The organism is uncultured Bacteroides sp. (genome assembly GCF_905207245.1).
In the GTDB taxonomy this organism is placed as follows: domain Bacteria; phylum Bacteroidota; class Bacteroidia; order Bacteroidales; family Bacteroidaceae; genus Bacteroides.
Genome location: NZ_CAJLKP010000015.1, coordinates 39252 through 53598 on the forward strand (window position 1 = coordinate 39252; position 14347 = coordinate 53598).

General features: G+C 43.2%; 10 protein-coding genes. 7 read left to right on the forward strand and 3 right to left on the reverse strand.

What is annotated here, in order from left to right; genetic code table 11:
• Nucleotides 1–19 precede the first annotated feature (19 nt).
• From queF to QZ135_RS06975, 3 genes are read right to left on the reverse strand one after another with little or no spacing between them, the layout of a single operon-like run.
• Nucleotides 20–475 carry a preQ(1) synthase gene (queF, locus tag QZ135_RS06965; protein ID WP_294607128.1) on the reverse strand — a complete coding sequence of 152 codons (456 nt, stop codon included), beginning with the start codon at nucleotides 473–475 and terminating at the stop codon, nucleotides 20–22.
• Between the two features lie 10 nt (nucleotides 476–485).
• Nucleotides 486–1139, reverse strand: coding sequence for a 7-cyano-7-deazaguanine synthase QueC (gene queC, locus QZ135_RS06970; protein WP_294607130.1), 654 nt, complete (start codon nucleotides 1137–1139; stop codon nucleotides 486–488).
• Nucleotides 1140–1168: 29 nt separating this feature from the next.
• Nucleotides 1169–1849 (reverse strand): queuosine precursor transporter, encoded by a 681-nt coding sequence (locus QZ135_RS06975; RefSeq protein ID WP_294607132.1) that lies wholly within the window; start codon nucleotides 1847–1849, stop codon nucleotides 1169–1171.
• Nucleotides 1850–2474: 625 nt separating this feature from the next.
• Between QZ135_RS06975 and QZ135_RS06980 the strand changes: the two genes are divergently transcribed.
• The 7 genes from QZ135_RS06980 (at nucleotide 2475) to QZ135_RS07010 (ending at nucleotide 14264) form a co-directional block, all read left to right on the forward strand.
• The gene (locus QZ135_RS06980) at nucleotides 2475–5693 is read left to right on the forward strand and encodes a TonB-dependent receptor (protein WP_294607134.1); all 3219 of its coding nucleotides are present in this window, start codon (nucleotides 2475–2477) and stop codon (nucleotides 5691–5693) included.
• A 12-nt stretch (nucleotides 5694–5705) separates the two neighbouring features.
• A complete protein-coding gene (locus QZ135_RS06985; RefSeq protein ID WP_294607136.1) occupies nucleotides 5706–7508 on the forward strand; it encodes a RagB/SusD family nutrient uptake outer membrane protein in 1803 nt (600 codons plus the stop codon).
• A 22-nt stretch (nucleotides 7509–7530) separates the two neighbouring features.
• Nucleotides 7531–8436 carry a hypothetical protein gene (locus QZ135_RS06990; protein WP_294607138.1) on the forward strand — a complete coding sequence of 302 codons (906 nt, stop codon included), beginning with the start codon at nucleotides 7531–7533 and terminating at the stop codon, nucleotides 8434–8436.
• Between the two features lie 6 nt (nucleotides 8437–8442).
• On the forward strand, nucleotides 8443–10314 hold the full coding sequence (locus tag QZ135_RS06995) for a glycosyl hydrolase family 18 protein (protein WP_294607140.1): 1872 nt from the start codon (nucleotides 8443–8445) through the stop codon (nucleotides 10312–10314).
• A gap of 136 nt (nucleotides 10315–10450) precedes the next feature.
• Nucleotides 10451–11083 (forward strand): DUF4369 domain-containing protein, encoded by a 633-nt coding sequence (locus tag QZ135_RS07000; protein WP_294607142.1) that lies wholly within the window; start codon nucleotides 10451–10453, stop codon nucleotides 11081–11083.
• On the forward strand, nucleotides 11080–12810 hold the full coding sequence (locus tag QZ135_RS07005; protein ID WP_294607143.1) for a DUF6057 family protein: 1731 nt from the start codon (nucleotides 11080–11082) through the stop codon (nucleotides 12808–12810). Before QZ135_RS07000 ends, QZ135_RS07005 begins: the two co-directional genes overlap by 4 nt.
• Nucleotides 12807–14264 carry a hypothetical protein gene (locus QZ135_RS07010; protein ID WP_294607145.1) on the forward strand — a complete coding sequence of 486 codons (1458 nt, stop codon included), beginning with the start codon at nucleotides 12807–12809 and terminating at the stop codon, nucleotides 14262–14264. The genes QZ135_RS07005 and QZ135_RS07010 overlap by 4 nt, the downstream gene beginning before the upstream one ends.
• Nucleotides 14265–14347 lie beyond the last annotated feature (83 nt).

Below are 14347 nucleotides of genomic sequence, written 5' to 3' on the forward strand. Positions count from 1 at the left end.
TCTTTCACCCCCCCAAATATTATTCCCTATTCATAAGACGCTGCTCCGCCATGGCTTCATACCTTGTTCCCGGACGTCCATAGTTAGCATACGGATAAATGGAGATGCCACCGCGCGGCGTAAAGAGCCCTGTCACCTCAATATATTTAGGGTTCATCAAGTTGATAAGGTCTTTCATTATGATATTCACGCAATCTTCATGGAAAGCACCATGATTTCGGAAGCTGAAAAGATAGAGTTTCAAACTCTTGCTTTCCACCATTTTAATATCAGGAATATAGCTGATACGGATTTCTGCAAAATCGGGCTGCCCGGTTATGGGACATAAACTGGTAAATTCCGGACAATTAAAACGCACCCAATAATCATTCCCAGGATGTTTGTTATCAAAAGCTTCCAGTACTTCGGGAGCATAATCTTGCTTATATTCTGTTTTTCTTCCCAAAAGGGAGAGTTGGTCTTTCAGTTCAGTCATAACTATACTATCATTTACTATTAAGATATTTCTCTAATCCTTCACGACGCAGCTTGCATGCAGGGCAGTGACCGCAACCATCACCTGGAATACCATTATAACACGTCAAAGTTTCGCTTCGTATCAATTCCAGTACTCCCAACTCATCTGCCAGTCCCCAGGTTTCCGCTTTATCAATCCACATCAAGGGGGTATGGATGACGAACTGCTCATCCATGGCCAGGTTCAACGTTACATTGAGAGACTTAATAAAAGCATCCCTACAGTCGGGATAGCCACTGAAATCTGTCTGGGATACTCCTGTCACCATATGACTGATGCCACGCTCACGGGCATACACAGCAGCTATACTCAGGAAGAACAGATTGCGCCCCGGCACAAATGTATTGGGAAAACTATTGGCAGGCTTCTCCTGGTCCATGACCATGGTAGCATCTGTTAGCGAATTATGCCCCAACTTACCGATAAAAGATACATCCATTACTTCAAAATCCACATCGGCTTTACGGGCTATTTCCCGAGCCAATTCTACCTCTTTCTCATGCTTCTGTCCATACAAGAAACTCAAAGCAACCACTTTCTTGAATTTATGCTTCGCCCAGAACAAACAAGTGGTAGAGTCTTGCCCACCACTAAATACTACTAATGCAACTTCTTTATTCACAATCATTTAATTATTACTTGCAAATTATCTTAAATATCTTTGATTTTCAACACATTATAGGAAATACCTTCATCATACACATCACTTCCGTCAATACGTTTAATAGCCGCCACAACGCGGATGGTAACCGGAAGGATCAATACTTCATACAGGGATTTCAATACAATCTGAATACACATCATCATCAACAACTCAGGCCAGGCAATAATTCCTCCAAAAGCAACGGGAAAGAATATCAGAGAATCCGCCGTCTCCCCTACTATCGTCGACCAGATGGCACGAGCTGAAAAATGCCGTCCGCCGCTCGCCACTTTCATACGACTCATGACGTAAGCATTGAGAAATGAACCGACCAGAAATGCCGTTAGACTGGCCACTACAATGCGTGGCGCCATGCCAAATACGAAATTAAAATGTGCCTCTCCTTCCCAGAACGGTGCAGCAGGCAAAGCCACAGCTATCAGTCCCAGCATGACCACAAAAAAATTCATAGCAAATCCGCTCCAGATGATAAGACGGGCTTTGCGAAAGCCCCACACCTCTGCAATGCAATCATTAATAATATAAGAGATAGGGAAAACCAGTAAACCTGCGGTTACGGTAATACCGAAAACCTGGATGACTTTTGTTTCAAGAAGATTGGCTGCAATCAGACATACATTAAAAAGAATGCCTAGCAGCATAAAAGGTACAGATACTTTTTGCTTCATAATTCCTGTTTTTTACGTGGTGTTCTAGAATACACGACCGCTATCCACGGCATCATACATTTTTAATCCGGATACAAAGATACGATAAGTTTCCAAAATCGGCAAATAATATACTTTTTAACGAAAAGAAGAGAATATATGACTCTATCCATCACCTCATTTACTTCATATCAGAGAGGTGATTTTGTTAACAAACTTTAAACGCTTTCTAAAAACAAAGAAATAAACAAACACAAAAAGCAATAAAAATAAGTCTAAACTCCTAATATACAACATCATAAACCATTATCAATATATTTTTCAAAAATGCAAGCCAGTTGCATCTAAATCTTCATTTTATTCACGCAACTTTCTTAAGCAAAGAAAACTATATATAACAGAGTTTAATATATACCTTTAACTATTTTAAATGAAGAAAATACAAATTATATTTGGAGTAGCAATATCAGAACAATACATGAAACAACTTCTGACTTAAAACGCTGAAATACCTTATTTATAATATTAACCTTAGAAAAACAATTGCTTATGAGAAAAGAATCAATGACCTAAGACATTCTATTGTCCATCTCACTATCTAATTTATTCAAATCCCAATTTAGCTTTAAACAAAAATCATCAAATCATGAATGAAAATCGCGCACGAGGAACACTGCATAACAAAATCCTCACAACCATTGCCATTGTAGCCTTACTAATAGGAAGCAATACCACTCTGGCAATCGAAACAAATTCAGAAGGTTTATCCGGAATTGCAGAACAATTGCAATCACAAGTTGCCAATGGTGTAGTAATAGACCAAATGGGCGACCCCGTCATTGGAGCAAGTGTTCTGGAAAAAGGGACAACCAATGGTATCATTACCAATATAGATGGTAAATTCTCGCTTTCCGTGAAAAGAGATGCTATTTTGGTAATCTCTTATATCGGTTATAAAACGCAGGAAGTAAAAGTAGCTCCAAATATGAGAATAACCTTGATAGAAGATGCCGAGCTACTGGAAGAAGTTGTAGTAGTTGGTTATGGAGTTCAAAAAAAGAAGCTGGTTACCGGTGCTACTGTACAAGTAAAAGGAACCGATATTGCTAAACTAAATACAACAGATGTATTAGGAGGTCTACAAAGCCAGGCTCCTGGCGTAAACATCACTTCAAACGGAGGTTTTCTAGGACAAGGATTTAAAGTTAATATCCGCGGTTTGGGAACTAATGGAAATTATTCTCCTTTATATGTAGTAGATGGAGTAGTCAATGGTAGTATCGACGGGCTTAGTCCTGCTGACGTCGAATCTATAGACGTTTTAAAAGATGCCGCGTCTGCTGCTATTTACGGTTCGCGTGCCGCCAACGGAGTTATTCTTATCACTACCAAACAAGGTAAAGCTGGTAATTTTGAAGCTAGTTATGATGGCTATTACGGCATTCAGAATCTTCCCAAAATTGCTACCATGCTAAACGCTAAAGAATACATGATGATAGAGGACGAAATGCATATGATGGATGGCACCCCACTCCTGAGTTGGGAGAAATGGCTAACGGCGGCTGATTATAAAGCCATCCAGGAAGGGACCTGGAATGGGACCAACTGGATAAAGGAGATATTAAATAATGACGCTCCGATTCAAAGTCACTCGCTGAATTTTACTGGAGGCACTGAACGCTCGAACTTTTCTATCGGCTTTACCTATTTTAATCAGGAAGCCACTATGGGAGCACCTGGTCGTGTTGCTAGTATGGACCGATATAATGCTCGTATCAACTCTAACCATATCCTTAAAAAGGTAGGAAACCTCGACGTCCTCAAGATAGGCCAGACACTTAATTACAAATTTCAACAAACGACAGGTTCTTTCGCTACTGGTGATATTTACTGGAATGGTACGCGTGACATGTTAACTACTACTCCATTGATGCACGCTTACAATAGTAAGGGAGATTATTACTTATATGATGATGCACAAGAAGAAGGATATGGAGAGAATACAACAAATCCAATAGCCTATATGGACTATTATACAAGTCATGCATTAAGTAAAAGCCATTACTTGCAGTCCAGCTTCTATGCAGAATTACAACCTATCAAGAATTTGCGCATCAAGTCGCAATTCGGATACATTTTATCTGCTTCAAGCTATCGTTCTTATATCCCCAGCTATCGCCCATTAAGCCAAAGTCTGACCACACAAGATGACAGAGTAACCCAATCTATGTCACTCAATCACCGTTGGTCGTGGGAAAATACAGTTAGTTATAACTTCAGCATCAAAGATCACCACATTGACGCAGTAATAGGACAAAGTCTTGAGAAATACGGCATGGGCGACTCCATGAGTGCCAATGCAGAAGGTTCAGAATTCTCTGATTTTGAACATGCCTATCTGAGTAACATAAAATACGATGATAAAAATAAGATTAAAAGTTTAACAGGAACACCCGGTGCCGCAGGACAAATGGCTTCCTTCTTTGGTCGCATAAACTACAATTATAAAGAAAAGTATATGGCAACAGCTATTATGCGTGCAGACGGGTCCTCTATTTTCGCCCGTGGTCATCGTTGGGGATACTTTCCATCTTTCTCAGTCGGCTGGGTCATTACAAACGAAAGCTTCATGCCGGACCTCAACTGGCTGGACTTCTTAAAGCTACGCGCATCCTGGGGACAAAATGGTAATAATGCCGTAAATACTTTTGAGTATATATCACGTATTACTGCCAATAACGGTTATGGAGGTTACTCATTTGGCGATTCCATGGATCAAGTTTCTATTGGTTCCTACGCATACAAGCTGACAAATCCCGACCTTTCCTGGGAAACTCAGGAACAACTTAATATAGGTATCGATGCACGCTTCTTCAATAACCGTCTGGCACTTGAGTTTGATTGGTATAAACGGTTAACCAAAGATTGGCTTATCACCCCACCAGTACTTTATTCATTTGGCTCAAGTCCGGCTGCCGTTAATGGTGGAGTTATACGCAATACCGGATTTGAAATAGGCCTTCACTGGAATGACAACATAGGCAAAGACTGGAATTATGGTATAAATGTAGCTCCTGCATTCAATAAAAACAAAATTACCGAGCTCCCCAATGAAGATGGTATCCTTCATGGTCCTTCAGGTAACTTATGGAATGCATCTGATGAATGTGCTCGTGGAGAAATAGGGAAACCTTTAGGATATTTCTATGGATACAAAAGCCTTGGCATTTTCCAAAACCAAAAACAAATCGACGAGTATAAAGGAGCTAAAGAAAATGGAGCTCAGACACAACCTGGTGATGTAATCTGGGCAGACGTTAATAATGACGGAGTGATTAATTCCGAGGATCGTACAGAAATCGGTAATCCCCACCCGGATTTCACACTTGGTCTCTCCTTCAATGTCAGTTGGAAGATGATCGACCTCTCTGTTACTACCTATGGAGCTTTTGGTCAGCAAATCTTAAAATGCTATAGGGATTATGCAAGTTCTCCATTGCAAAACTTCACTACAGACATCCTGGAGCGTTGGCATGGAGAAGGAACCTCCAACAAATTGCCTCGTCTGGCAAGTACCGGTGGCAGCAATTGGTCTAAAGTATCTGATATTTATGTAGAAGACGGTGATTACCTCAAAATTAAAAATATCACCATCGGAGTTGATTTCAAGAAGATATTCAAAAAGATACCTCTGCAACAACTCAGACTTTATGCCACAGTTCAAAACTTATATACCTTCACTGGATACTCTGGAATGGATCCAGAAATCGGTTATGGTGGCGATTTCGGTTGGGTACAAGGCATAGATTTAGGATATTATCCTGAAGCCCGCACATGTATGATCGGTTTAAATGTCAAATTCTAATAATATGAAAATATGAAAAAGTTACTATATTTACTACCAATACTTCTGCTACTCACGTCATGTGAAGATTTCCTTGACACAAAGTTGCTGACAGAGAAAACGACTGAAAACTTTCCGGAAACAGAGAAAGATGCCAATCAGATGTTGACATCTATCTATGCCAAATTATTATTTGAAGATCCGGAAACTTCCTCTGAGTATTATACTGCTCAATTGGCCAGTGATGATTGCTTAGGTGGCAACCTCTCTTATTCAGGCAACTGTGCCACCAACTTCTTACTCTATCAGGGCAACCTGAATAGCAGGCTTGGCATATGGGACCGTTGTTATCAACTTATCAATCATGCAAACAATACAATCAACACCCTTGACAATGTAAAAAGTTGGTCAAGTGAAAGTGAACGCCTACGCCACTTCGGTGAAGCTTATTTCCTCCGTGCATGGGCCTACTATGAATTAGTAAAAATATTCGGCGGCGTACCACTCCGCACCACAATCGAAGCAGTAAATCTTCCACGAGCATCCGTTGACGAAGTTTATGCCTTGATTGCATCAGATATCAAAAATGCCATTGAAATGATGCCTAACCGGATATATCCAGCAGGAAATGCCATGGCGGGGCATGCCACTAAATACGCAGCAGAAGCATTTGCCGCACGGGTATTCTTATTCTATACCGGACGTTACGATAAAAAGACTCTGCCTTTGACGGAAGGTGAAATCACAAAGGAGCAGATCATCAAATGGTTGGAAGACTGCATAAATAACTCCGGACACGCCCTTGTTTCCGATCAACGCAATCTATGGGCTTACACAAATTCCGCCACCAATAGCAGTACATCCCAGAAGCAATATTCATATGCAGTAAAACATAAACTTGCCTGGGAGGGTAATTCTTCTATTGAAACACTATTCGCCAATAAGCATAATCTGACTTCCACATGGACGTACACATGGTTCGCCAATACCTGTGCAATGTTCTACTCCCCATCGGGTGATGACGCTGACTGGAAAAATGAAAGTTATCCATTTAACTTTGGCTGGGGAGCAGGTCCGGTATCTCCCGGTATGGTACAGGATTGGAAAGAGTGGTCCAATAAACAAACATTCCTGGATGGATATACTGAAGACCCTCGAATTTCCGGTTCTATCTGGTCCTACAAAGCTATGGACCCCAACAACGAAGGCAATATATTAGGCGACTTCCGGTTAGATGATTCTGAACCTGCGTATACCGTTTCTTACCGTTACTATGAGCAAACCGGATATTTCAACAAGAAATACATCAATATTAATGCGTATAATAGCAATGGAGTGCTCGAAGCTTTCGGAAAAACATTACATCCGGGCATATCCAGCCAAACGTCTCCACAGTTATTGAACATTGCCGACCTCATCCACATCCGTTTTGCAGATGTGCTGCTGATGCACTCCGAGTTGACGGGCGATGCAACAGGTCTGAATAAAGTACGCCAGCGCTCACACCTGGCTCCTGTTTCATACACATTGGACGCACTTAAGCAGGAACGCCGCTGGGAGTTTGCTTTTGAATCAATACGTTGGTGGGATATGCTCCGTTGGTCCGGACCTTCTCTGGAAGAGGCGGGAAATGCCTTAAACCGTCAGACAGGATTTGATATCATCAATGCAGCAGCTATCGTACCAATGGTGAAATACGACTATAAGAAACGTTTGCAGGCAACTCAAGGTTATTGGCCTATACCCCAAATTGAAATCGACCGTTCCAATGGTATGCTGGAACAAAATCCCGGCTGGGGCCCTGAAGCACAATTCAGTGATTGGACAAAAATGTAATGCCATTTAAAATCTCAATGATATGAAAACATTAAAAGCAATACTATTATTACTCGCAGCAATGGCTATAGTCACAGCTTGCGATCCTATGGAAGATGAATCTTTACGCGATAAATACGTCACGAATGCAGGAGATCCTATCAGTAAAGAAGAATTAACCTCTATATTATCTGTCACACAGCCTATCCCCAATCAAGATGATGCTGTAGAAGGAGATCAATATGTGGTACTCAAAAACAGTCGTCCCGAATTAGGAGGAGTCTGGCACTATGGAATCGGCACCAAAATCACCGGTAGCGACAATGATACCATCATATATGGTGCCAATGGAACCTATGAAATATACTATGAAGCAATCTCCAATGGCAAGATTGTAACCAGCGATATTTTCACCGTGAATGTAACCAATGTATTTGACGAGTGGATGGGCATCTTTACCGGAGCCAAAGACAAAGCGGACGCTGATGCAACCAAAGCATGGGGATTCCGTGAAGTAAAATGGGGTTCAGTCTGCAACATGGGAGCACATGGCGGATGGAAATATACCAGTTCAGGATATACTCCGGAATCTAATTTTGCATGGTGGGGATCAGTAAATCTTGCACAGGCAGGAGATCAGAAGATAGTATTCGAAATACAGGGAACCAAAGTGAAGACTTATGACAAGAGTGGCAATCTGATGAACGAAGGAACATTTGGCTTCGACCGCGACCAACCAGAAACATTGGTTCAAGGCAGACTGACAACCAATATCCCCGTTATCGGAAGCAATTATGATGATCTTGGTCAGAAAAAAGGCAGCGAAAATGTCTTCTGGATACTTACATTGACTGATGAGTATATCACACTGTATCATCCGCAAAAATATACAGGTGGAGGTGACTGGGACGACTATGGTTGGTATGTATATTATGAATCCAAAGAATAATGCCTTATGAAAAAGATAATATTTATTGCAATAGCTATTATGTTGGGCCTTAGTGCCTGTCACGACGATGACTATATAACCGGTGTACCAAGTTTTGGTCCTCCGGAAGTGAACACCATGGCCGAGAAAGTAAATGGGCGCATTGCATTAGGCTATGTAACCTACTATGGTACAGCGCTTCCCGACCCAACTTACATGACACATATCAATTATGCTTTCGCCGAACTTTATGTGAAGAGCAATGTCTATCAGAAGTTTGACTTGCAAGGTAACAGAGAACGTTTCGATCAGGTGAAGAAACTGAAGGCAAGGAATAGCGATTTAAAGATATTACTCTCTTTTACAAATAGCGTTTCTAACTCCGGCAATTCTCAGGACGGAGGTTTCTCCGCCTTGGCGAAGAGTCCGGAGATGCGCAAACAATTCGCTCAGGATTGCAAAAAGTTTGTCCAGCAAGAAGGCATCGACGGCATTGACATTGACTGGGAATTTCCCGGTATGACCTTCGGTAGCAATGCTTATGACGAACTGGTTGATGTGGAGAATTTCACTCTGCTCATGAAAGATTTGCGTGAGACGTTGGGAAGCAGTATTTTGCTGACCTATGCCGGATATTGCAAAAACAAGCAACCCCAAGGAGCAGGATGGAAATACATTGATGTAAAAGCTGTAGACCCCTATGTGGATTTCGTCAATATCATGACGTACGACCTCGTCGGAGCTCCCGGGCATCAATCACCACTGAACAAACCAAGCGCCTCCTGGGATTGCAAACGTTCCGTTGACGAATACCTGAATGCCGGCGTACCAGCCAGCAAGTTAGTTCTCGGTATCCCATTCTACGGAAGAGCGCATTTCAACAGCGGTGGTTCCGTCAACTACAAAGACATCGTCAACTTAAGCGAAAGCAGCGGATATGTCATCGACAACTGGGATGCAGAAGGCAGCGTTCCATACGTCACCAAAGACGGAGTATTCTATTGCGGCTATGACAATCCCAGAAGCATCGCCGCAAAAGGCGAATGGCTTTTAGGATTAGGCATGAAAGGCATGATGTTCTGGGACTACGACGGCGATGACAGCAAAGGAACATTGCGCAACGCTCTTTGGAATGCAGTGATGAAAAACGATTCGGACCCCGGATTGAATGAATTCCTAAACAATTCAGAAGGCTACAAAGCACTCGTTGCCAACTGTGAAAAGATGATTAGTAGCGGCCAGTATATGGCGGGTACGTTGATAGAGGAAACCACATCCTATCCCAATTACGAAGGATACCCAGTGAAACTATACGAATATACAACCGGTAAAGACGCTCAAACCGGCGTAGCCAAAAAAGGAATGGTGTACATGCTCAATCCCACAGCCGAAAAGCTTGCAACCTGGATTGCCACCGCAGTATGGAAAACCAAGAACAGCGCTGATACAGATGCAATGGCAACCGTGCTGAAACATATACAAGGCCAGTCGGGAGCTCAGTTCCCCGTCTGCGGCATTGTATATGAGGATATGAGTGGTACCGGATACTACCCTTACCTCTTCAAGGACGGTGTAACCGTATATGCAGCAGACAAGTCCAAATGGGCTACTGAAGACCCGACACACCCCGGAAACTACAGTTGCACCGACGACCAACTCAACTACGCTGTCAAAGTAACCAACAGTGACTTAAATACATATACCGGTAAATATGCCCGCATTTGCGGCACCCTCCGCGAAGAATATACAGCAAACGGCGGTACCGTTGCCGTAGGGACGAGCGATTCACAGGAAACCCGCAATCTGAAGTGGCTCGATGTTGTCCGCGATCTCTATAAGGAAGCCTGGAACTCCGGTGAGAATAAACTCATCACAGCATGGGCCAAGGCCAACCTATAACACTCTAACTTAACACCAATACAGGAGGTTGTTCCGCTATCCGAATGATTTTGCGATCTTCATTCATAAGCGAAAAGAAATATATAAAAAAGGAACAACCTCCTTATTCCAAAAGATAACAGAAAAACATACCGATATGAATAAACATTTCTTTTATCTTACGATATTATTATTTATCATCAGCGGCTGCCACACGGCGGACAGAAAAATGATGAATATCGAAGGAGCGATTTCTTCGGATCACAACGAGCAGATCATTTATCTGGTTCCCCGTCCTCATCCTATTCCCGAGACAGTAGATTCCGCTTATATCACAAACGGCACCTTCTCCTTTTCCATTCCGGCAGATTCTTCCATCTATGATATTACTATCAGCCGGCGGGCGAATGCTTACGTACAACGCCTGCTCATCATAGCAGAAGAAGGAACGCTACACGTCAACATGGGCGCAAACAGTTCCGGCACCGGCACTCCACTCAACAACCAATTGCAACATTGGAAAGAATTAATGGAAACCGCCGGGGAAAAAGCGGCCCTACTATCACAAGAAATCAATAAGCATAAAGGAAACGATACAATTACAGCAACCTTGAAGAAACAGCGGGAAAGCATCTACGAAAGTTTTGGCGACTCTACCTTCTGTTTCATCAAACAGAATATGAATCCATTGGGAGGATACTTATTCGTGACTCTCGAAAGCATGTTCAATGAACAGCAAACCGGTGAATTAAAGGAACTTGGAATAGAAAAATGGAGGCCCGCACCATGAGAAAACGAACAGACATCATCCTCGTCTCCCTATTCTTTATAGCCTGTTGGATATTCTTCTTCTGGCTATATCCATACCATCTGTACTATAAAGAACAGATAACTTTATGTATACTTCAATCCGACTTCCTGCAAACGTACCTGCAAAAACCGGCATTCCTTACTGAAATCTGTGGTGATTACCTCACCCAGTTTTTCTTGTGGACAGGAGGAGGAAGCAGCATATTGACCCTCACATTCCTGCTCACCTGGTCGGGACTCCGGATAGCATTAGCCCGGACAGGTATAACCCGCCACACATCCCTTTGGGCTTTATTACCCATCATCGCCGAATGGGCCTTGTCTTGTCATCTGGAATATCCGCTCTCTATGTCCCTTGGACTGCTATTCAGCATCTGGACATTCACACTGCCAACATTGAGCACATCAGCACGAACAAGAAGCATACTCCATTCAGCCATGCTTATCTTGCTCTATTGCTCCATAGGTGCCCATTTCCTTGCATATACCCTTTTAGCCATTGCCTATGAACGCAAACATTCCAACAGCAGTCTGTTCCCTCTTTTTCTACTGATACTCTCCATCCTCATACCCATTGGAGGCAGTTACTTCTACTACCTTACCCCCAGACAGTCCTATTTTTATCCATTGATAAGCAACTACATGCTACGCCAACCCTTTGCCTTCCTCCTGACGGAATTTTTTCTGCTATTCTCCATTTTGCCGGCTTTCGTCCCCCGGTTGGATAAGCGATGGATTGCATTGCCCGTAATCTTTGTCCTGAGTGCAGCTACCTTAAGCAAAGCATATAATGCTTCCGAAGAGAAAACACTTGCTTTCTCCTCCGAAGCTTACTTCGGCCATTGGGATAAAGTCCTCCAACTCAATAAGGACAATGCCCACCCCACCTATCTCAGTGCTTATTATACTAATCTCGCCTATGCCCGCCAAGGAAAGCTCTGCGATGAACTCATGCAGCATTATCAACCCGCTTCATACGGACTTTTATTGCAAATCAACGAATCAACGGGCTACATATACAGCATGGCAAGCCCCGATGCCCTTATGGAATGCGGTGATATGGCACAAGCCCAACATTCAGCTATGCTTGCCATGACTTTCACTCCTCATCAACGCTCCTCGCGCATGATGCGGCGACTGGCAGAAATAGCTATAATCAACGAAGATTATGCCGTAGCCCATAAATACCTGCGTATGCTGTCCCACACATCCTTACACCGGAAATGGGCAGAAGAACGGCTGGAAATCATCAACTCCGGACAGTGTGATTCCATCCCCTACTGGACCCACAAACGCCAGATGCTTCCACAACAGGATACACTATTTTCCGCCAACCAATGGCGCACCTCACTGGCTAATCTGATTGAAAACAATCCTCAGAACAAGATGGCTGCCGACTACCTGCTATGTTTCCATTTGCTAAACAAAGATCTGGAACATTTCAAGAAAGATTACGACTGTTATTATTATCCGACTTTCGGTTTAACCCCTCCCCGCCTCTATCAGGAAGCCTTGATAGCGTGTATGGACGAGAATGCAAATCCGCAGGAACAATTAAAACATTATCGCATCTCTGCCCCAGTGTACAGAGACTGTCTGGAATACCTTTCCATACATGAGGAAGCCCAAGGAGACGGACGCGCTTTGGAAAAGCAATTCGGAAAAACATATTGGTTCTATTATTATTATGCACAACTGAAACCATGAAAAGAACTATCATCATACTCATAACAGCCCTGACGCTTTTCTCTTGCGAAAAACGTTCATTACAGGACTATACTGACTGTCCCGTACAGCCACCCCTGTTTCCTGATTATACAGACATCACCCTGCCTTGCAACATCGCCCCCCTGAATTTCCTGTTGGAAGATGCAGTAACCATCTCCGTCATTGTCCGGGGAAAGAAAGAATATCAATATGACAGTCACTCACACAAGTTATGTTTCCCCATGAAACGATGGAAACAGATGCTTGCGGATGAAAAAGGCGATACCTTGTCAATATCCGTCTATGCAGAGATTTCCCAGCAAAAGATACATTACAAAGATTTCTATTGGTACGTTTCGCCCGACAGCATCGACCGTTGTCTAAGCTACCGATTGATAGAGCCGGCTTATGAAATATGGAACATGCTGCAAATCTGCGAACGCAATGTAGAGAATTTCAGTACTCGCTTGCTGGCCGATAACAATATAACCGACCACAGTTGCATAAACTGCCATACATCCAACCGTGCTGCCAATCCCACCACATTCATGCATGTGCGTGGCAGCAAAGGAGGTACGGTCTACAGTCGCGACGGACAATTGCGCAAAATCAATACAAAAACAGACCGCACAGCCGGTGCCGTCTATGGAGAAATATCCCAGGACGGTCGTTTCGGCATCTTCACCACTGCCGAAATCATCCCTATTCTGCACAGCCACCGCACCGAACGCCTGGAAGTTTTTGACAAATGCAGCGATCTCATCCTGATAGACTTTGAACAAGGAACCGTAACCGATAATCCCTGCATCACCGGAAAAAACTATCAGGAAACCTTTCCGTGCTTCTCTGCCGATAACCATACCATCTATTTCTGCCGTGCTCCCTATCTGCCTCAGCCCGACAGTACACGCCAAATGCGTTATGACCTTTACTCCATCTCTTTCAATCCCCAAACCGGACAATTGGGCGACAGTATCCATGAGGTTTTCAGAGCTTCAGCCGAAGGTAAATCCGTCAGCTTCCCCAAATGCTCACCGGACGGAAAACACCTGCTATTCTCCGTGTCCGATTATGGCACCTTCCCTATCTGGCATCCTGAAACCGACCTCTGGATGCTGGAGCTCTCCACCGGAAAGATTGATAAAATGAAGCAGACCAATGGACGTTATTCCGACTCTTATCATTCCTGGAGCAGCAATTCCCACTGGATAGTGTTTGCCTCCAAACGAGATGACCGGGTTTATGGACGTCCCTACTTTGCCCACGTATCCCGAGATGGCAACGTAAGCAAAGCTTTCCTTCTTCCACAAGAAAATCCGGAAATGTATCTTAACACATTCAAATCTTATAATATACCAGAAATTTATAATACGGCAGAGACATACGATGCCCACGAACTACAAAAACTCTACTACCGCAAAGAGGCGGAAAACCTCCGGTATAAAGAGCAGTAGCCGCCCGAAGTTGAAATCGTAAATTCGACTTTCTTCTCAACCTTTTTTCATTTAAGTTGTTCAATGGGCATTCACCAAAACCT